We start from the raw sequence: 20,984 nt of genomic DNA, 5'->3' as shown, positions 1-20,984 counted from the left end.
ATGCTGTTACCCCGGGCTTCTCCCGGGTCTCTCCCGTGCCGCACTCATGCTGCTCCCTGGTGACACTCTAGTCTCTTTCTAGTGATACCCTGGTTGCTTCCGAATGTCGCCCGGGTTATACCCCAATTACAGCCCCGTGGCTACCGTCTTGGCTCCTCTTTCCTTCACCAGCTGGTCGCGCACTTTTAAGCTGCGGTAAAGCTGTACCGGCTGTAAGGCGCCACCATTCAGCAGGCGGGCCTGCGCTATCAGCGGGCGCACATCCGTACGGTAAGCTTCCTGCAGAATATCCTGGGCTGTTACCACATCATTTGACTGGCGGGCAGCTTCCAGGGCTTTGGTATCTACCAGCAAGGCTTGTGCATAAGCGATCATAATAGCTTCTACCGATTGCAGCAGGTCTTCCAGCGGGTCTTTTACGTTGTGGGAGGCATCGATCATCCAGCCCAGGTCTGAAGCATGGTTCATGCTGCGGGCATCCATTCCTTCTACCAGCTCATTGAAAATGAGGAACAGCTGGTAAGGGTTAATGCTGCCCACAGTCAGGTCATCATCCCCATACTTGGAATCATTAAAGTGGAAACCGGCCAGCTTGCCTTCCATCAGTAACAGCGCTACGATCTGCTCAATATTGGCATTGGGCAAATGGTGGCCCAGATCAACCAGGGTAAGCGCTTTGCTGCCCAGCTTATTGGCCAGCATCAGGGATTGGCCCCAGTCGGCAATGGTGGTGGAGTAAAAATTGGGTTCGGAACATTTGTATTCTATGTACAGTTTCCATTGGTCCGGCAATGCGGCATAAATTTCCTGCAGGCTTTCCAGGGTACGCTGAAAGGCATGGCGGAAATTGAGCTGTCCCGGGAAGTTGGAACCATCTGACAGCCAGAGGCTCAGCGCATCGGAGCCCAGCTCAATACCGTATTTTATCACTTCAATGTTATGCTCAATAGCTTGTTTGCGCACGGCTTTATCCGTATGGTGCAGTGAACCGAATTTATAGCTATGTTTTTGCCCCGGTTGGTCCTGGAAGGTGTTGGAATTCACCGCATCAAAACGCAATCCGTGCTGGGCTGCCAGCGCTTTAATGGAAGGGGCATTCTCCGGGATATCCCAGGGAATATGCAGGGAAATGGCGCCGCTGGCGCGGTTCAGCGTGTGCAGCAGACCTACATCTTCTATCTTTTCTTCCAGGTTACGCGGCTCGCCTCCGCCCGAAAAACGGCCAAAGCGGGTACCACCTGTGCCCAGCGCCCAGCTGGGAATGGCTACCTGGAATTCCTGCAAACGTTGCAGCACATATTGTATATCGGAAACTTTTTCTGCAGTATAAGCAAAAGCTTTGGCGTGATCTTTCAAAAGATCATCATTAAATGAAGATATCTGGTGCTGGGAGAGTTTCATAACGAAGAGTTTTTATTAAGTTAACCATTAAACAACGAATAATGAAGACTTAATAATACTGGAAGTACTTATTCGCGTGATTATTAATTCTTCATTATTCATTATTAATTAAAGCTAGCGCACAAAGGCGGTAGCTACGCCACCATCCACATTGAGCACATTGCCGGTGGATTTATTCAGCAGGCCGCCTACAAAGGCAAAACAAGCGCTGGCAATATCTTCCGGCAGGATCACTTCATTGAGCAGGGTGCGTTTGGCATAGAAGCCGGGCAGCTCCTCTACCTTAATGCCATAGGCTTTGGCGCGGCCTTCGGCCCAGGCGCCTTCCCATATTTTACTGTCGGCAATAACAGCATCCGGGTTCACTACGTTTACGCGTATACGATCTTTACCCAGCTCCGCTGCATTCAAACGGCTCAGGTGCAGCTGCGCTGCCTTGGCAGAACCATAACCGGCATTGTTAGGGCCCGACATTAATGCGTTCTTACTTACAATGTTCAGCACATCGCCACCAATATCTTGCTTACGCATGATCTCAACGCCGGCCTGTGTTACCAGGAACTGACCTTTTACCAGCACATCATATAACAGGTCCCAATCTTTCTCCGTATGTTCTTCAATGGGTTTGGATATTGAAAGGCCTGCGCAGTTCACCACCAGGTCTACCCCACCAAAGGCCAGGGCAGCGGTTTTAAAGGCATTGCGGATATCTGCGCTGCTGGTTACATCCAGTACAGCGGTAGCAAATACATCGCTGCTGTAGCCTTTGCCAAAATCGGCTTTCGCAGCTTCCAGGCGGCCTGCATCATTATCGTTGATCACTACACAGGCGCCTTCATCTGCAAATCTTTTAGCGATAGCTTTACCAATACCACCGGCGCTGCCTGTGATCAGGGCTATACGGCCTGACAGTGGTTTGGGCTTGGGCATACGCTGCAGCTTGGCTTCTTCCAGCAACCAGTATTCAATATTGAACGCCTCCTGACGGGGCAGGGATGTATATTCCGATACCGCTTCTGCACCTTTCATTACATTAATAGCATTAATATAAAATTCAGCGGCTACGCGGGCGGTTTGTTTATCTTTTGAAAAGGTGAACATGCCAATACCAGGATACAGGATCACCACGGGATTGGCATCGCGCATAGCGGGTGAGTTAGGATGTTTGCAGGTGTTATAATAGTCTGCATACATTTTACGGTACGCATCGAACTGCGGGGCCAGCTTTTCCTTCAGCTTCGCTACATCCGACAGGTCTTCCGTTGGCTGCAGGTTCAGCACCAGCGGGCTTATTTTTGTACGTAAAAAGTGGTCGGGGCAGCTGGTACCCATAGGCGCCAGGCGATCCAGGTCGTTGGAGTTGATGAACTGCAATACGCGATCATCATCTGTAAAATGACCTACCATGCGGGTATAGCCGGAGCATAAGCCACGCAGCACCGGCGCGAGTGCGGCGGCCTGCTGCAGGCGGATTTCTTTGGGAGCAGGCTGTGAACGTGCACCGCCAAATACCGGCCTCTTTTTACCATAATTCTCTTCCAGGTAAGCAGCACAGCGCTCTATTACTTCCAGGGTGTTGATGTAGCTTTCATAAGCAGTATCGCCCCAGGTGAACAGGCCGTGTGAGCCCAGCATAATACCGCGGATGCCCGGATTTTCGTTGAGGCATTGGCGTAATTTCAGGCCCAGGTCAAAACCGGGGCGCTGCCATTCCACCCAGCCAATGGTGCCGTTAAACAGCTCCTGCGTGATCTTTTTACCATCTTTGGCTGCTGCTATAGCAATGGCAGCATCCGGGTGCAGGTGATCAATATGTTTAAAAGGAAGGAATCCGTGTAAAGGCGTATCAATAGAGGGGGCTTTGGAGCTGAGGTCAAAAATGCAGTGGTTAAAAAGCTCCACCATTTCATCTTCAAACTCAATGCCACGGTAAATATTTTCCAGTGCGCGCAGGCGCTCTACATACAATGCTGCCAGCCCGCTTTTTTTCAGTGTACCCAAGTCGCCGCCGGAGCCTTTCACCCACATTACTTCTGTTTGCTTACCGGTTAGCGGGTCGGTAGACATTACCTTGCACGACGTATTACCGCCACCGTAGTTGGTAAGCCGCAGATCGGCGCCCAGCAGGTTAGAACGGTAAATTAGCAAAGCCACTTCATCACCGGCCAGGGATGCGGCTTTGGCTTCGTCCCATAAATAACTTACATGTTTGAAATTAGTAGATGCAGAAACTGACATATTGTGTGTACTTTATTTTTTGATTGAGCTGAAAACGTTTTAGCTGAAAGCATAAAGCCGAAAGCATAAAGCTTCCTGTGTTTTGCTTTCTCTGTTTTGCTTTATGCTTTGCGCTTTATGCTTTTTGCTTTTCGCTTACTCCAGCGAATTACCATATCCCACTAACAACACAGATATCATAATAGTAATGATCCCCGCGATGATGGTGCCGTATGTTTTTGAGCTTACTCCTTTCCACTCTCTTAACGTAATGCCCCACAGGCTGGATACCATGATGATAAACGCCATGTGCAGGATCCAGGAGCTGGCGCCGTTACCCAGCTTACTTTCGCCCATCCCGTAAAAGAAGAATTGCAGGAACCAGGTGGTGCCGGCAATAGCGGCAAACAGATAATTACTGGCCAGCGGTGTGGATCTATCCGTGTAATTACCAAAGGTCTTATTACGTGCGTTTAACAGCATGCACCAGCATAAGTTGGTGGTAAGCCCGCCCCAGAGCAGCACTACAAAGATCACGTTATTCTGGAACAGCGGGTTGCTGCCCTGCTGTACGGCTATCTCCGCCATGGGTTTACCAGCTTCAATACCAAAGTTGAAACAGGCGCTTAAGATGCCCGATACCGTGGCTACCAGCAGGCCTTTACGCAGATTAAACTCCTGTATGCTCTCTTTCTTCTGATCTTCAGGCAATTCCCTTTCTTTCATTACCCCCGCCTTACCGCAAATAGCAATACCTAATAAACATACTACTACCCCGGCCAGCACCAGCAAACCGCTGTTGCTGTGCAGCATGGAGGAAAAGGTTACAGCGCCTGCCTCATGCCCGAACAGATCACGGTAAATAGGCGGTATCAATGAACCAAATGCAGAAGTATAGCCCAGCGCTACAGACATCCCCAATGACAAACCCAGGTAGCGCATGGCCAGGCCAAATGTTAACCCGCCAATGCCCCAGAGCACGCCCATGAAATAGGTCCAGAAAAGTGTGGTGCTGCTGGTGTTGCGGATAATGGCCAGGAAATCCGGCACCGTGATCCAGGCCGCCAGGAAAGGCACTATTAGCCAGGAAAAGAAACCGCCTACGATCCAATAACTTTCCCAGGCCCAGTTCTTTACTTTCTTGTATGGAATATAGAAACTACCGGAAGCAAACCCTCCGATGAAATGAAAAAAAACGCCTAAAATAGCTTGCATAAATGTGGAATTGTATTTTATATCAGTCCTTTTTAGCGCTTAACGCTAAAAGCTTAATGCTTAGTGCATTTGCCAGGATGACTAAAAATAAAGAAAGGTGGAGAAGGAACTATCCTATACATACCTAGTGGGGAATTACGCTGAATGCAAAACGCTTAACGCCGAATGCTGATTATGTTAGGTTGAGCACAGGCATACCGCCGGCTGCATTAGCGTTCGGCATTAAGCATTAAGCATTCAGCATTTTGCATTAAGCGTAATTATAAAAAGAGTTCCGCTAATAGCTCATATGACCGGAGGCGGTCTTCGAAATGATCAGTGATGGTGGCAATTACAATTTCATCTACTTCATAATCATCGGCCAGCTGCAGCAGCTGTTCCTTTACCTGCGGCGGGGTACCAGTGATCATGCGGCCACGGTTATGCAGCACCCGCTCCCACTCTGCCGGGGAATATTGGTAATCCTTGATCTCGTCGTAAGAAGGTACTACATCTATCCGCCCTTTTTCCAGGTTCAACAGGCGATGGTCCATTACAGATTGCAGCTGCTGCGCCTTTTCCTCCGTATCTGCACAAAAAACAAAAATACCTACACTGGCCTGCGGCTCTTTCAGCCAGGGCGAGGGACGAAACTGCTCCCGGTAATTTTGCAGCGCCTGTGGGCCGCCTACCGGGTAAATGAAATGGGCAAAGGAAAGGGCTATGCCATAATGGGCCGCCAGTAAACCGCTTTCCCCGCTGGAGGTAAGCATCCAGAGGTCGGGCATGGTATCTATATGCGGAATGGCTTTTACCTTTTCATGTACAGAGCCGGTATTGGCATTCTCACTCAGGTAAGCCTGCAGATCAGCCACCTGCTGCACAAATTCCCGCGGGTTAAAGCTGTTGGATGGGTTGAGCAAATGCGCTGTAATACGGTCGCCGCCCGGGGCCCGGCCTATGCCAAGGTCAATACGCTCCGGGTACAGGGCTTCCAGCAAACGGAAGTTCTCCGCTACTTTTAAGGTGCTGTGATTAGGCAGCATTACGCCGCCGGAACCTACCCGGATGCGCTCAGAAGCTGCTGCCAGGCGGGCAATCAATATTTCCGGGGCAGAGCCGGCTAGTGTAGCGGTATTGTGATGTTCCGATACCCAGTAACGGGTAAACCCTAAACGGTCTGCTAACTGCACCAGTTGAACGCTTTCCTGGAGTGCTTCCACGGCATTGCTGCCTTTGCGGATGGGAGATTGGTCTAAAACGCTGAGCTTAAGCTTCTTTTGTCGTGCCATAGTAATTGAAATGTGGCAACGGTTGCAGGCAGGAACAGTGGGTAATTACGAATTGTCAATTACAAATTACGGATTGCGAGGAGCAAATATAACGATTGTTGGTGGATTTGGGTGATGGGCAGTTATCTGCGGTTGGATTAGCCAGCGAGCGCTCTGTGAATCATAGTTTTAGAGGCCGGTTGCTTTTAATTAGCCAGCATCATAAATACGGCATATTTATAATCACCTGAACACAAGCCATACGAAGTACCAATTCGTAATTACTCCTCTCATAATTACTTTCAATGGCATTCCCCACTGGGCGGGGCAGGCTGTGCTCCGCTTTGGGCGGGGCCGCCGTAATTGACAATTCGTAATTCCCCTCAGCCTTTGGCTGAGGACAACCTGCTATATCCCTGCACAGCCCTGATCTCCGCATAGCTCACCTCATCGCCTAAACGCTGACGGATAGCGCCGGCTGCAGCGGCTCCCATAGAGGCCAGAAGCGGCATGATCTTATCTATTTTTTCCCTGGATACAAAACTTTCCAGCGCCAGCTCCCCTGCCCCTACGCATTGGGCCAGGTGCCCCTCTACGGTCCCAATGGTAAGCTGCCTCATATCCGCTATCTCCGCAATGCTTTTACCACCCAGGTACAACTCCAGGCTGCCGCGGCGGCTGCTGCCCACCTCTGCCTTCTGTTTTCCCGGTTTGGCAGCAGTGGTTTGGTTGCGCAGCTGGCTATAGTCTGTTAAGCCGGCATTAAAGGTAGTATCGCAATAACTGGCCTGCCATATCTGCTGCAGCTTTAACCACAGCGCGGCTTCCAGGGTTTCCAGTTGGTCCTGGTACTTACGTTGTTTGGCGCCTTTCACCGTTGCCTTATGTTCCTGCAGAGGTTTGATCAGCTCATCATACACTGCCTGCGTAAAATAACCTATGGCTTTATTCATCCGCTCCTGTATAGGCGATGGATCGGCCGTTTGCACTACCACATCCAGCAGGCTGCCTAGCTGCTGCCGGAACTTCTGGGCTACCTCCTGCTGGCGTACGGCCTTTTGCTGCAGAGTATTATTCAGCAACAGGGCGGCTTCCATATCCGGCAGTTTTTTACCCGGCAGCCAGGCGGCATGCGCCTGTAAAGCCAGCAGCAATTTTTGCCAGTTAAATACCTGCTTCAGACTGTTTGACCAGAATACACGCCGTTCCATATCCAGCAGCACTTCCAGCTCGTTGGCCGCATTTTCCTTAGCGGCAAAAGCTATTACCTGCTCATCATTACGGATAGCGGCGGCATGAATGCGGGAATGCAGCACCAGCCCTTCCAGCGAGGTACAGCGGCTTAGGGCCACGTATACCTGCCCGGGCGCAAAGGCGCTGCCGGCATCAATAATGGCCCTTTCAAACGTAAGGCCCTGGCTTTTATGGATGGTAATGGCCCAGGCCAGGCGAATAGGATACTGCGTAAAGCTGCCCAGCTCCTCTTCTTCTATACGGTTATCGGTTTTATTATGCGTGTAGCGGATGTTGCGCCAGGTTTCCTTTTCCAGCTGCAGGTCTTCCCCGCTGCCGGCCAGCGTAACAATAATGCGATCTTTATCAATAGATTTTACCGTGGCTATTTTACCGTTGTAATAACGTTTTACTTCTGCCAGGTCGTTCTTAATGAACATTACCTGTGCCCCGGGTTTCAGCTGCAGCACCAGCTCTGTGGGCAGGGCTTTATCACTGAAATCGCCTTCTACAGTGCCCTCAAAACGGTGAATAGGCCCGGGCACGGCGGCCAGGCGGCTGGCATTGATCTCATCGGCCCGGCGGTTATGCGTGGTCAATACAATATACTGCTGCTCCTGGCCGGTAAAGGATGGCTGGTAGCGCTGGTTCAGCAGTTCAAGCTGTGCGGCGGTGGCATTATTATTACGGATACCATTCAGCAGATCAATAAAAGCGGCTTCATTTTGCCGGTAGATCTTTTTCAGCTCCACATATAAAGGCGGCGCTTCTTCCAGCACCTTGGCATGAAAGAAGAATACACCGGCATAATGTTCTTTTAAGATCTGCCATTCAGAATCCGGCACTACGGGCGGCAGCTGGAACAGGTCGCCAATGAACAGCACCTGCACCCCGCCAAAAGGCAACAGGGGCTGGTTGCGGAAATGGCGTAAAATAGCGTCTATAGCGTCCAGCGAGTCTGCCCGCACCATGCTCACTTCGTCAATGATCAGCAGCTCCAGGTCGCGCAGGATCTCTTTCTTATCGTGGTTAAAACGAATGCTGCGGAATAGCGCATGCCGGTCCATGCTTACATCATCATCCTGCCCAAAACCTCTTTTGGTTCCGGGTATGAAGGGCCCAAAGGGCAGCTGGAAAAATGAGTGCATGGTAACGCCGCCGGCATTAATGGCGGCTACACCTGTAGGGGCTATCACTACCGTATTTTTGGCAGTGTATTCCCTGATATGTTTCAGGAAAGTGGTTTTACCGGTACCGGCTTTACCGGTTAAAAAGATATGGCGGTTGGTTTGCTGTATAAAATCTGCCGCCAGTTGAAACATGGTGTTGCTGCTATCTGTTGGGGGCATAAATTAAAATGTAAAGCGGCGAAGATAGCGAAAAAAATAAAAAGCCCGCTGCGGCTGGTTAGGCTATTCAATATTAAACCAGGCAACGGGCAAAGCTTCTTGGGTGTTATCAACTTTCTGAAACTCATCACAAAGGAAAAAAAGGCGCTCCGGTAATTATTATCTAAAAGGTCATAATAACAGTGCAAAACGTTTGGCAGGCTGTTCAGACTTTGGCATGATTTTTTGTTATGAGGGTTGTAATTTGCAATTGTAATCCAACTATTTACGGGCACAACAACCTTTTCCCGCCTATAACCATTTCACCCTCTTTGTAATTATTTAACATGCCGGCCATTTAGCCGGTGATGCCAACTTGTATTTTGTTAATTGTTGTAATGACGGTGCATGAAGGATAAACTTTTCACCATATCTTTTTCACCCGGACCTGTAAAACGCCTGCTGGCACAGCTGGCAGCGGCTTTTGAACCTTACGGCAAAAGCACAGTGAAGGCGGAGCATAACCGTATTTACCTGCCGCGGGCACTGGGGAACGGTTTTATTGAATGCCGGGAGCTGTTTAACGGCCTCTTCTGCCTGTTATGTGATGTAACCTGGCAGCAGCAGACATTACTGGTATGCCCGGTGCAAAAAAAAGAGCATTACTATATGAGCGGCTGCCGCTACGGCTTTCAGCAGCCTTATTTTACAGATGCCAACCATACGGACCAGGATCTTTCCATTTACAGCGATTGTCTTTTTGTATACAGCACACAGCTAAGCAGCAGCTTTCTTTTCCCGGCAGGCCAACGGCAACGGATATATGTAATGATGATGACGCGCAGCTTTGCCATGGAGGAACTACGCCTTGTCACTGACACGCCCAGGCACGGGCTGATACAGGATTTTATTCAGCAGCGGCCCTTTAGCAGCATTATACCGCTGCCATTAAGCGTACAGCACCGTATGGATCAAACCTTTGAGCAGCTAAGCGAAGGGCCCAACGCTACTTTCATTCACCGCCCTGCGCTGATCAGCGCAGCCTATAACCTGCTGCACCAATGGTACCTGCACTTTTTTACGATGGAAGAACAGCAGGAAGCTTATTACGATACCAACCTGCAGGATGTAATAAGGGTGAAAGACCTTTATGTGAGCGACTTTGGCTCCCCTCCCCTTACGGTGGAAGAGCTGGCGCGCATGTGCAACATGAGCGTTACAAAATTCAAGAGTGTGTTTAAATCCATGTTCGGGATGAGCTGTTACCAGTATTACCAGGCGCAGCGCATGGAGTATGCCAAACAGCTGCTGGGCAGGCAACAGCACCCTATCAAGGAAATTTCCTACATGACTGGTTTTCAGAACACTGCCAACTTTACCCGTTCTTTTAAAAAAGCATTTGACATATTGCCCAGGGATTTTCAGAAAGTAGTACGGAATATGGAACAGTAAAAAAAATGGAGGTAATAAAGATTACCTCCCGTACATTTTCAGTTCTAATCTGTAATAACAATTAAACACCTGCAAAGCAGGGTCGCTTTGGCCTAAAAGTAGACAACCCGGCTCTTTCCAAATTGCCTATTCAGGCATAATTACAGTTCATTCAGTCAATAATTAATAGTGAAGAATGAATAATTAATAATCGCAGGGCTGGTCCTTCAGGCAACAACCGGCCTCCATAATTATTAATTATTCATTATTAATTATTCATTCGCTTTTTTACGTAGCTGCTCAAGTAGCTGCAGCCCAAGCAGGCCGCTGATAGGGCCGCCGCCGTTATCACTACCATTGATCAGCACATCCGGCATAATGCGCACGTGCTGCTCACCAATGGATTCCATTACTTTCAGCTGCGTAAAGTTATCGCCGCCCATGGCTTCTACGGCCAGGCGGTATGCTTCTGCGCTGGATTTACCAATGGCCAGGATCTTTTCTGCCTCTGCATTACCGGTACGGGATATTTTTTCTGCATCGGCCACGGCTATCCATTCTGTACGTTCTGCTTCTGCCTTAGCCAGCAGCCTTACCTTTTCCGCTTCACCACCGGCCAGCAGCTTTAAACGGTCGGCTTCTGCATTGGCCTGCAAGCGCACACTGTTGGCATCACCGGTGGCTTTCTTTACAGAAGCATCGGCTATTCTTTCCGCGATCAATACACCCTGGTCGGCCTTCACAATTTCTTTCTGCATTTCAGCAATGGCGGTTTCTTTTTCCAGGGTCTGGCGGGTTTCCTGCGCCTTCATCTGTGTTTCGTAAGTAACCTTCTGCTCTTCAGCCAGCTTACGGTCTGTTAAGGTTTTCATCAGGCTTTCCGGCGGCACAATGTCGCCTATCAGGGTATCTACACCATGCACATTATATTGTTCCAATACGCGGCCAATATGGCTTCTGGCGCTCTCCTGCCGTTCCTTACGGCTTTTCAGGAAGTCGATGGCATCTGCATCCTGTGCGGAGTTACGGAAATAGTTACCAATAGTAGGTTCCAGCACCTGTGTTACCAGGTTGCTCATGTTACCGAAACGCGCAATCACCTTAGGCGCTTCTGTGGTGGGTATGTGAATGATCTGGGCTACGTCCAGGTTAAAGGTAAAACCGTCTTTACTACGCACGGTAATAGTAGAAAGGTTTTTATCCAGCTGATGCGCTTCACTGCGGGCAGAGGCCCAGTTCAGTACCAGGTTGGTAGTAGGCACCATTTCAATTTTCATGATGTACGGGTTAATGGGATATTTACCAGGGCCTAACGGTTCCGCCCATACGCCTTTACTGCCTTTGGCTACAATGTTACCGTGTTTGAACTCCACGCCGCTCAGGTCTTCGCCATCCTGGCCCACGAAAGAGATCACCACGCCTACATGCCCGATGGAAATTTCCGTCATGCGCACCATTTCCACTTTAGCAAACCAGGGGTTCAGGAAATAAGAACCAGCCAGCATTACCTGCTCCTGCAGGCCTTTGTAGCCGCCGTTCTGCAGGAAGGTATCCACATCCTGGAACTTGTTATGCGCTGCAATAGACTTACCTGCTATCTGCCCTTCTTCAATAGCCTTACCTTCCAGCGTGGTTACAATGCCTACGGCATTTTCAGGTATGCTTACCATATCGGTCATTTCCAGCTCAAACAAAAAGGTGTTGATGCGGTAAGAGCCGGGCGTGATGATAGCTGTTTGCCGGCCTTTGCGGCCGCCGTTCTCCAGGAAAGCGCGCGCATCCTGAAAAGCATCGCAGGGTACCTTGCGGGCCAGTATGGAGCCGGTTTCCAGTTCAGCGCCGTCTTTTGCCAGCACCAGTCCAATTTTACCGGTGGGTATTATAGTAAAGGGTTGAAAAGTAACGGCATACTGCCAGATCCATTTCCAGAAGTATACGCCGGGTGCCAGTGTTTGCGCCTGGAAACCGGCTTCGCCATTCAGCGCAATAATGCGGCCTTCCGGCAGCTCCTGCTTACCGAACAGTACAAACTTTTTAGTGACCAGGCCTATACGGTCTTCCGGTACTATTACCACGCCAAAGAATACCCGCAAAATAAGGCGGTAAAAAACAAGGCATAGTAAGGGTATGCCGATGAGCATCACCCATCTGATGATTTCTGCGTTTTGCATTTTGATTAGGGATTTATGATAATTGTGATGTTGGCCACCAGCCGCCGCAAAGCGGTAGTTGAGGCAGTAAAAGGTACAGGTACTGGTACGTGCAAGCACACGATGCCTGATATACGGTACGGGGGCCTTTGCTGTTTATTAAACGATAGCCGGGGGCGGTGAGGTATTGAAGTGGGAGGCAACAAAAACTTTAAAGAAGTTGATCGAATGATCGTCCGTTTTCATTTCAGGTTGTAATTATTATTACAACACAAAGTTTATACTTTTTTTTGATCTGCCCAAGAATTTAACAGAAATAATATTTTGAAAAATATTAATTTACATACAGCCTGCAAGCAGCACAACAGTTACTATCACAATACGTTAGATAAAAGGGAGGCATAAAAAAGCCGGATAAAAATCCGGTTTCTTATCTACGCTACTTCAGCTTAGATCCGCTCTGTTCAAGCCGGGACCTAAAAATTTAGCCTGAACGTATACACGTAGTGGTCATATAACGCGACCAATGTTTTATTGAACACCCGGAAGCTGCGTATTTTCTTTTCTCCCAGGTTTGGCAGGTAAAAGCTGAAATGATAAGTACCATCTTTCAATGAATACACATCTATTACGGACACCTTATCAAATTCCTCTTTACGTTCATTGTTGGCCATCAATTTCGAATTTACATACAGCCACTGGGTGTCCATACAGCTTAAGCGGTTTACCACGCCGGAAGGCGAGGAAACGGTGCTTTTGCCAATGTCTTCCATGGAGGCTACCTTAATGTGGGCATGGGCGGTAGTGTCAATAGTGCGGCCTTTGTATAGTACGTTCAGGTTAGTGTCCATACACAAAAACTGGTTACGGTAGTAGTACACGTACATGAGTTTTGCCGTATTAGGCTCGTAGCTCAGTACACCGTCTGTGCAGAACACACCGTCTATCTGCTTCTCCAGCAACGGCGGAGATGGCCGCAGGTAGGCCGTTTCCGAGGTACGTTTTACCAGTATGTTCTGTTGCCAGGCACTGTCATAGGTCCGCATGATAAAAGAGGCGGGAGATACCGGCCGGGCATTAAAGAACTGGCGGCGCCCTTCGGGCAGACGGCTGAGGAGCGTGTCTGGCAGCAACGTATGCAATAAAGTGCCTTGCAGGCCAGCCATCATATAGAGGTGCGGGGAGTCGATCTCGATGGTAACCGGTCCGGCCAGCCTTGTTTCCGGCGGCAATGTTAACCACATATGCCCTGTATCTGACAACGCATAATCGGTGGTCAGGATAAAAGTGGCAGCGGTAGCATTGCCCAGGAAAATACGGGTAGGTGTAGCTCCTGCAATGTAGAAGGAGTTATACTTAACATCCAGTATTTTTTCCGGAATGGCACGGTGCGGCGGAATGAGCCGGATGAAACCATTGGGCCGGTGGTTAATTTTATCTGATGCGATGTACAACACCCATATAGCTGCAATGCTTAGCAGAAAACAGGCAATAGCAATTCCTATCCTTCCCCGGCGGCGCCGGAGTAAGCGAAATAGACGTTTGAACATAAATACCTTAGTTTATTAACCGCACTATTGCCATAGCTGGTTACCTATTTGCCCATGCTGATCAGTTACAACCGGTAGAACGGCGTAACACAGGTGGTACCCTGGTAATAGGTAACTGTACGGCTGCCTATGATGGAAGAGCAGATAGTACCTGTATTTTCGGTACTACAGTCTGCCGGCAGGGTTTGCGGATAAAGGCATTGTGCCCCTGATGCTGTGTCCGTGTAACGTACACTAATTCTGCGGGCGTTGGCTTTTGTAACAAATGCACCAATAGCTACCAGCGCTAATGTGCAGGCGGTTAAAATTACTTTCTTTTTCATGCTGAAGGACCTTGGTTGAAAAAGTTTGTTTGTTGTTCCCAAATTTTCGCAGGTTTTCGGATGTTCCTGTTTCTTTGATTTATTAAATGAGATGTAAAATGCTTAGTGGCATATAAGCAAAAGAAGTGGCAAGGCTGTGTCTCCCCAACGATTAATTTTTTCACCTAACAATCTGTATTTTGTGTGTCTTTTTTATACCCCGCTTCCCCCCGGGACTGGTTATACCAGCAATATTTTTATAATATATCGGCTAATCTACAAGTATTCTTCGATTTTTTCCTAATTGTACCCCTGATTTTGGGTTAAATTTTTGTTTAGCCTAAGCTCATTTTGTGGGATGGGATAAAGTGTGTCCATTGGCTGCCAGCCCGGCCCCTTTTCATTGTTCAGTATTTTATTGGCCTGGCCGGTGCGTTTCAGATCCAGCCAGCGGTGTCCCCATTCTGTAAATAATTCTACCTGCCGCTCATGGGCAATAGCGCTTAATAGGTCCGGCTCATTGTTGGCAGTAGTGCCCGGCAGGCCGGCCCGCCTGCGGATAAGGTTAACATCTTCTTTTGCACCATCGAGTTCCCCCAGGTGTACACGGGCTTCTGCCCTTACCAGGTATTGTTCTGCCAGGCGGAGCACCATAGATGCTTCACTAATGGCGGTATCGCTCTTTATTTTATATTTATAAGGGAAAAAATACTTCCCGGCAGTGCCCACTGTAATACTATCTACCCAGCTGCTCCTACGCTGGTCGCCATTTTCAAACGCGTTTAATAAAGAGCTGCTTAAAACCGAAGAATTGGTTTCCCCGGTTGCCGGCGCCCTTGTAAGTATAAAGTTTTTACCTTCCCAGGTATTTACGCCTGCACTGTTGGATAACAATTGAAAGATGGCCTCATTGCTCTTTATAAGAAATACCTTATCCAACGATTCCTCCAGTTGATAGGTACTTGTATTATTGATCACTTTTCCTGCCTGCGTTGCCGCTGCCTCCCATTTGCCGGCATATAAATAAACCCTGGCCAGGAAAGCGGTGGCAGCCCATTTATTCGGGCGCACTCTTTCTGCATTATCGGGTAATAATGACTGCGCTTCCACCAGGTCCGCGGTAATATGATCATAAACCGTTGTTCTCAGCTGCCGGTAACTAGTTATATTTTTGGTGTAATCTGTTACTTCCAGGTAGGGTATATCTCCAAATAAGTTAACCAGGTAAAAATGGCAAAAAGCCCTTATAAATAAGGCTTCTCCCTTCAGTTGTGCCTTTGTTTCAGCGCTTACCCCCTGGGATTTTTCCAGCCCTTCCAGCAATAAATTGGCGGCGTAAATGTAGTGATAGCCTTCATCCCACAACTGGTTTTCCACTACCGAATTATTACTGTTCAGGCTATTTTCATAAAACTCCCGGGGCGCTGTTAAGCTGGAATAATTTTGCAGCTCATCGGCAGACAGTGCACCTAAAAAGGTAATACTCCTGGAATTACCACTGGCAAAGCCCTTACTGCTGATCATATCGCCATAAATGCCAATTACTGCGGATGTTGCATTTGCGTCACTGGTAAATACAGTAGTTGGTGTTGTTTCCGTAGGCGGCACCGGTACTTCTATCAATTTTTTACAGCCGCTTATAACAACTACCAATGCCCCCATCATAACACCTGCAACAGCGCTGCTTCTCCTGGCTTTTCCTGCAAAAAGTGGCCGCAATGTTATATGCTGTTTTTTTTGCTGCATTATTTAATGCTATTAAAGTACTAATTGTAAACCTAACGTCCATATCCTTAAAGGCGGATATATTTCATGGTCTCCGGCAACTTCCGGATCCCTTCCTTTATAACGGGTAATGGTAAACAGGTTTTGCCCCTGTAAATAGACCCGCGTGCTTTGCAAATGAGCGCTATGCATCCATTTTTCCGGTAAGTGGTAGCTAAGGCTCAGGTTCTTTAGCCGGGCATAGGAAGCATCTGCGATTACAGCATCGCTCCTTTGCATATTCAAATAGGCGGTATAAGCATTCTCCAGCATTTGAGAAAACTGCTGCATGCCATTATGATTACCGGCTGCCTGCCAGCGGCCCAGTACTTCTACCGGTTGGTTATCTACCATACCCGGCATCAGGTGGGTATACAGAAAATTATACCGGTTCTGCTTTACAAACTGGAACAGCGCATCCAGCTGCCAGCCTTTATAGTGCAGGCTGTTTTGCACCCCCCCATAAAAAATGCTACCAGTCCTCTTTGTATAATTATAATCCTTTGTATACGCTATTATTTTGCCGTCTCCATCCACATCTTCAAATTCATAAAAACCCGTTTTATCATTCACGCCTTTATAATGAAATCCTTTGATGATGTTTAGTGGCTGCCCTACCGTGAAGTAGTTATTATAAGGTGAGTTTTCAAGATTAGGGAATGCAAGCAGCTTATTATTAGGAATGCTGATATTAAAATTAGTATTCCAGCTGAAATGTTTATGCTTCACATTCACGGTATTCAGCTCAAACTCCCAACCTGTATTTTGTACAACAGCCGGGTAATTATCAATAATAAAATCAAAACCGCTTAAACCCGACAAGGGATATCTTACCAGCTGATTAGAAGAACGGTTATGATAGTAGCTGGCCCTGAAAAGCACCTGGTCCTGCCGGAAGCCCAGCTCCAGCCCTACTTCTGCCTTGTTGCTCAATTCCCATCCGTAATTGGGATTGTATAAACGGGTAGGCGACAACCCTCCCAGGCCCGCATAAGGCGGAGAAGTGGAATAGCTGGCATAATAGCCATAATCTGCTATCTGGTCGTTACCGGTACGGCCATAGCTGGCGCGCAGCTTACCAAAGCTCAGGAAAGGCAGTGTATTTTCCACCCAGTGTTCCCTGGAAAAGATCCAGGCAGCACCTACTGATCCGAAATTGGCCAGCTGTCTGCCGGGGCCAAAGCGGCTGGAACCATCCCTCCTGCCGGTAAGGTTAATAATATATTTGCCCTCCCAGTTATAATTAATACGCCCGAACAATGCGTTATAATGGTACTTGTAATAGGATTCTCCCAACTTTTGAATACTGGAAGCAGCCGTCATAGTTTCTAACAGGTCATCATTGGCGTATCCAAAGGCATAGAAACCATCCTGGCTGCGTATTTCCTGCTGATAGGTTGTACCCACCAGTATCTCAAGCTCACCCTTTGCTACGGATCTTTTATAAATAAGCTGTGGCTCTATGCTCAGGCTCTTACTGCTGCCATTACCAAAGAATGAATATCCTAATTGATTATAGGCAGGATTGAAAGCTGCTATAGGATTGGGCTGTACCTCATGCATTTCCATCAGGTTATACCCTATGTTTGCCTTTACCTGTAAGCCCGGCAGTATGTTATAACTTAGTACCGCATTGGTCAGGAGGTTACTGGTCTTTGCGTTATACGTTTTTAAAAAGGAAGCCATCGGGTTCTCAAAAGTGCCATCCTCCCAATTCAGCTGCCCATCTTTATAGATAGCAGGCGCTGTTGGCGGCGTTCCTATAAATTCAGACATATCCCTAGCTGGCAAGAAATTCTTATCCGCCACATAACTGGCGCCTAAGGTCAGCTTAAAACGTTTATCACGGGAAAGCATATTCAGGTTAATACGGCCGGATGCTTTCTGGTAATTAAAATTGCCCGGGTAAATCGTACTTTCCCTGCGGTAACCGCCGCTGATCCGGGCCTGTATGGTAGAGTCACCACCGGAAAAGGCAATTTGTCCATCCGTGATTTTTGCTGTTTTACCCAACAGCTCTTTTTGCCAGTCGGTATAATGGGTGGTATCCCATAATGCTATATCATAATCAGAGGGTTGCGGGGTGGTTTTATCATTCTTAAATGCCTCCCGGCGCATTTGCAGGTATTGCTGTGTATTCAGATAGCTGGCGCTATGCCCCATGGCGCCTACACCACTGTAAATGTTGGCATCCACTTTCATCCGTCCCTGCTTAGCGGTTTTGGTAGTGATAAGGATCACACCGTTAGCGCCGCGTGATCCGTAAATAGCGGTGGCATCTGCATCCTTCAGCACATCAATGCTGGCAATGTCCGCTATGTTGATCATATTGAGCGGGTTGGAGGCGCCCAATGCACTAATGGGGCCACCTTCTGTGGCTATATTATTAAACGTGAGCGCCGTACCCGGAAAAGGTATGCCATCTACAATATATAACGGGTTATTACCGGCGGCAATACTGTTACGGCCGCGCAGCTCCACCTTTACTTCCGCTCCAGGCAGGCCGGATGTTTGGGTAATACTAAGCCCCGGTATGCGGCCCTGCATAGCCAGCAAGGGATCGGACACGGGCTGCTGGGCAATATCTTTTGAAGTAACCTCGCTTACTGCGCCGGTAAGGTTACGGCGGGTGCTGGTACCATAGGCAATTACCAGTACTTCATCCAGGCCGGTTACAGCAGGGGTTAGCTGTACTTTTAAAGTATCATCATCAAATACCTGTACGTCTTTAGGAGCATATCCTATACAGCTGATACTCAGGAATGTTTTTTTACGGATGCCGGAAAGCAGGAATTTCCCGGCTTCTGAGGTGGAGGCGCCTCTGCGGCCGCCTTTTACAACAACAGTAGCGTTCTGCAGGGGAATGCCACTTTTATCTGTTACCACCCCGGGAATGCTCATGGTAGCTTCATCCGGCATCTGGCCCAGGTCAGGCTCTCCGGGCTTTTTGGGCAGTATCACAAAAGTTTCTTCCCGGTAGTACCAGGTAAGCTGTTTTTTACGCAGCAGAAAGGCCAGCACATTGTCCAGCGGCTCCCGTCTGAATTCTACAGTGATCCTTTCTTCACTGCTCAGCTGCTCATCATTATAGAAAGCCTGCATATGGGTTTGGTCCCATACCACATTGAAAAAATCGGCCAGGCGCACATTTTTCCCAACAAAGGAAATGCGCTTACCCACCGGTTTATATTGTGCTTTTAAACCTGGCGACAGTACTGCTAATGCAAAAAATAATGAAAACAAGAATTTATAAGACATAAGCAGGGATCGGCAGTCGTACTTTTGCATATTTGGGATATGACAACTATTATTGGAAATATATACGAAGCTCGCGGCCCTACCTATTTTAAGGTGAGAACGGCCAATGCCCCTGATTAGAAAAATGTGCAGTAAGGACACCTTTTAACAGCTAAATGGTCTACTTTGAAAGAAAAATATTCGATTTTTTTAATATACAACCTTATTATTTAGCAAAAAAATTTTCAGTAACAACGATGGTTGATTCCGGTGGTTGATTACTTCTTACCGCGAGATCCAAACTGATATTCAGGCCTTTGCGCCGGCTGCGGTGGTTCTATTCGTGTATAGGGTATGGTACTATGAGGAATGAACGGAGCCGGTTGTCAATACAAAGAAAGCAAAAAAAATTGGTCCGGTAAGAAAATGCTTACCGGACCAGGGAAATTGATAGTTGTGTCGTGTTAAATGTATCTGTTAATGAGGTTTTCCAGGTACTCCTGCCTGCCGCTGATGGATGCCGGCTCGCCCTTTTCAATAGCATAGGCGCGCAGGTCTTCCAGTGACAGCTTCCCGGCTTCAAAATCCTTTCCTTTACCGCTGTCAAAAGAGGCATAACGGTCCTGGCGGATCTTGCGGTATTCTGACTTTTGCAGCACATTATCAGCCACTACCAGCGCACGGGCAAAGGTATCAATGCCACCAATATGAGCATGGAACAGATCTGCCGGATCTGTGGAGTTACGGCGGATCTTGGCATCGAAATTAATACCACCGCCTTTGAAGCCACCGGCTTCCAGGATAATGAGCATATATTCCGTTACCTCGTTGATATTGTTGGGGAACTGGTCGGTATCCCAGCCGTTCTGCTGATCGCCCCTGTTGGCATCAATAGAACCGAGCAAACCTGCATCTGCTGCTATCTGCAGCTCATGCTGGAAGGTATGGCCGGCCAGGGTGGCGTGGTTCACTTCCAGGTTCAGCTTAAAGTCGTTCAGCAGATCGTACTGGCGTAAAAAGCTGATCACGGTTGCCGCATCATAATCATATTGATGTTTGGTAGGCTCACAGGGCTTAGGCTCTATAAAGAAGGTGCCTTTAAAGCCCTGCTGGCGGGCGTAGTCCTTCGCGGTATGTAAGAAACGGGCCAGGTGCTCCTGCTCCCGCTTTACATTAGTGTTCAGCAGGCTCATATAACCTTCCCTGCCGCCCCAGAACACATAGTTTTCGCCGCCCAGCGCAATGGTAGCATCCAGCGCTGCTTTTACCTGTGCTGCCGCGTGGCTTAGCACATGAAAATCAGGATTGGTGGCAGCGCCATTCATATAACGGCGGTGTGAGAACAGGTTGGCGGTCCCCCACAGCAGCTTTACGCCACTATCGGACTGTTTGGTCTTGGCATAATCTACCAGGGCCTGCAGCCTTTTATCGTTCTCCGCTACATCGTTCCCATAATCTACTACATCCACATCGTGAAAGCAGTAATAAGGCATACCCAGCTTGGTGATGAACTCAAAAGCAGCGTCCATCTTGTCTTTAGCTCTTTCTACTGCGTCGCCTTTTTCATCCCAGGGGAAAATATGGGTAGGGCCGCCAAAAGGATCAGCGCCGTTACCACAGAAGGAATGCCAGTAGGCCACTGCAAAACGCAGGTGCTCTTTCATGGTTTTACCGGCTACTACTTTATTCTCATCGTACCAGCGGTATGCCAGCGGGTTGTCGGTAGCAGGCCCCTCATACTTGATGGCGCCTATACCTTTGAAAAATTCTTTGCTGCCTGTGACAATGTTTGCCATAGAGAAGGTATCAGTTTTAAAAATGGTGAAAGTGGAAAAGCCGTTTCGACAACTTTATGCCAACGTTGGCATAAAAATAAAATAAACCATGAAAAAACAAAAGCCTATTC

At 48.3% G+C, this 20,984-nt stretch carries 12 protein-coding genes; 1 reads left to right on the top strand and 11 read right to left on the bottom strand.

The features are described 5' to 3' along the window. Positions 1-126: 126 nt before the first annotated feature. The 5 genes from BMZ54_RS09045 to BMZ54_RS33520 all read right to left on the bottom strand — a co-directional run bounded on the left by BMZ54_RS09045 (position 127) and on the right by BMZ54_RS33520 (position 8,665). Positions 127-1,401 carry a sugar isomerase gene (locus BMZ54_RS09045; protein WP_089909484.1) on the bottom strand — a complete coding sequence of 425 codons (1,275 nt, stop codon included), beginning with the start codon at positions 1,399-1,401 and terminating at the stop codon, positions 127-129. Between the two features lie 114 nt (positions 1,402-1,515). After that, positions 1,516-3,639, bottom strand: coding sequence for a bifunctional aldolase/short-chain dehydrogenase (locus BMZ54_RS09040; protein ID WP_089909482.1), 2,124 nt, complete (start codon positions 3,637-3,639; stop codon positions 1,516-1,518). Positions 3,640-3,774: 135 nt separating this feature from the next. Further along, positions 3,775-4,833, bottom strand: coding sequence for an L-rhamnose/proton symporter RhaT (gene rhaT / locus BMZ54_RS09035; RefSeq protein ID WP_089909479.1), 1,059 nt, complete (start codon positions 4,831-4,833; stop codon positions 3,775-3,777). 260 nt (positions 4,834-5,093) lie between these two features. Then, a complete protein-coding gene (locus BMZ54_RS09030; RefSeq protein WP_089909476.1) occupies positions 5,094-6,104 on the bottom strand; it encodes an LLM class flavin-dependent oxidoreductase in 1,011 nt (336 codons plus the stop codon). A 362-nt stretch (positions 6,105-6,466) separates the two neighbouring features. Continuing rightward, complete coding sequence (locus BMZ54_RS33520) at positions 6,467-8,665, bottom strand: helix-turn-helix domain-containing protein (protein WP_089909473.1); 2,199 nt, start codon at positions 8,663-8,665, stop codon at positions 6,467-6,469. Between the two features lie 387 nt (positions 8,666-9,052). On the opposite strand from BMZ54_RS33520, the gene BMZ54_RS09020 reads away from it, so the two are divergent. Next, a complete protein-coding gene (locus BMZ54_RS09020) occupies positions 9,053-10,096 on the top strand; it encodes a helix-turn-helix transcriptional regulator (RefSeq protein WP_089909470.1) in 1,044 nt (347 codons plus the stop codon). Positions 10,097-10,347: 251 nt separating this feature from the next. On the opposite strand, the gene BMZ54_RS09015 is transcribed toward BMZ54_RS09020, so the two are convergent. The 6 genes from BMZ54_RS09015 to xylA form a co-directional block, all read right to left on the bottom strand. Continuing rightward, positions 10,348-12,246, bottom strand: coding sequence for an SPFH domain-containing protein (locus BMZ54_RS09015; protein WP_089911840.1), 1,899 nt, complete (start codon positions 12,244-12,246; stop codon positions 10,348-10,350). 455 nt (positions 12,247-12,701) lie between these two features. Further along, positions 12,702-13,775, bottom strand: a complete 1,074-nt coding sequence (locus BMZ54_RS09010; RefSeq protein ID WP_089909468.1) for a hypothetical protein — start codon at positions 13,773-13,775, stop codon at positions 12,702-12,704. A 65-nt stretch (positions 13,776-13,840) separates the two neighbouring features. Further along, complete coding sequence (locus tag BMZ54_RS09005) at positions 13,841-14,098, bottom strand: hypothetical protein (protein ID WP_089909465.1); 258 nt, start codon at positions 14,096-14,098, stop codon at positions 13,841-13,843. Between the two features lie 279 nt (positions 14,099-14,377). Further along, positions 14,378-15,823: a RagB/SusD family nutrient uptake outer membrane protein gene (locus BMZ54_RS09000; RefSeq protein ID WP_089909462.1), complete on the bottom strand. Its 1,446-nt coding sequence runs from the start codon at positions 15,821-15,823 to the stop codon at positions 14,378-14,380. Between the two features lie 12 nt (positions 15,824-15,835). Beyond that, complete coding sequence (locus BMZ54_RS08995; RefSeq protein ID WP_162277502.1) at positions 15,836-19,099, bottom strand: SusC/RagA family TonB-linked outer membrane protein; 3,264 nt, start codon at positions 19,097-19,099, stop codon at positions 15,836-15,838. 443 nt (positions 19,100-19,542) lie between these two features. After that, on the bottom strand, positions 19,543-20,874 hold the full coding sequence (gene xylA / locus BMZ54_RS08990; protein ID WP_089909456.1) for a xylose isomerase: 1,332 nt from the start codon (positions 20,872-20,874) through the stop codon (positions 19,543-19,545). Positions 20,875-20,984: the final 110 nt, after the last annotated feature.

It is taken from the genome of Chitinophaga rupis, assembly GCF_900109685.1.
In the GTDB taxonomy this organism is placed as follows: domain Bacteria; phylum Bacteroidota; class Bacteroidia; order Chitinophagales; family Chitinophagaceae; genus Chitinophaga; species Chitinophaga rupis.
This window is presented reverse-complemented; position numbering and strand designations above follow the sequence as displayed.

What these genes read in the sequence shown, in the direction of transcription:
- BMZ54_RS09045 (WP_089909484.1), bottom strand. Translation starts at nt 1,401, where the DNA reads ATGAAACTCTCCCAGCACCAGATATCTTCATTTAATGATGATCTTTTG.
- BMZ54_RS09040 (WP_089909482.1), bottom strand. Translation starts at nt 3,639, where the DNA reads ATGTCAGTTTCTGCATCTACTAATTTCAAACATGTAAGTTATTTATGG.
- rhaT (WP_089909479.1), bottom strand. Translation starts at nt 4,833, where the DNA reads ATGCAAGCTATTTTAGGCGTTTTTTTTCATTTCATCGGAGGGTTTGCT.
- BMZ54_RS09030 (WP_089909476.1), bottom strand. Translation starts at nt 6,104, where the DNA reads ATGGCACGACAAAAGAAGCTTAAGCTCAGCGTTTTAGACCAATCTCCC.
- BMZ54_RS33520 (WP_089909473.1), bottom strand. Translation starts at nt 8,665, where the DNA reads ATGCCCCCAACAGATAGCAGCAACACCATGTTTCAACTGGCGGCAGAT.
- BMZ54_RS09020 (WP_089909470.1), top strand. Translation starts at nt 9,053, where the DNA reads ATGAAGGATAAACTTTTCACCATATCTTTTTCACCCGGACCTGTAAAA.
- BMZ54_RS09015 (WP_089911840.1), bottom strand. Translation starts at nt 12,246, where the DNA reads ATGCAAAACGCAGAAATCATCAGATGGGTGATGCTCATCGGCATACCC.
- BMZ54_RS09010 (WP_089909468.1), bottom strand. Translation starts at nt 13,775, where the DNA reads ATGTTCAAACGTCTATTTCGCTTACTCCGGCGCCGCCGGGGAAGGATA.
- BMZ54_RS09005 (WP_089909465.1), bottom strand. Translation starts at nt 14,098, where the DNA reads ATGAAAAAGAAAGTAATTTTAACCGCCTGCACATTAGCGCTGGTAGCT.
- BMZ54_RS09000 (WP_089909462.1), bottom strand. Translation starts at nt 15,823, where the DNA reads ATGCAGCAAAAAAAACAGCATATAACATTGCGGCCACTTTTTGCAGGA.
- BMZ54_RS08995 (WP_162277502.1), bottom strand. Translation starts at nt 19,099, where the DNA reads ATGTCTTATAAATTCTTGTTTTCATTATTTTTTGCATTAGCAGTACTG.
- xylA (WP_089909456.1), bottom strand. Translation starts at nt 20,874, where the DNA reads ATGGCAAACATTGTCACAGGCAGCAAAGAATTTTTCAAAGGTATAGGC.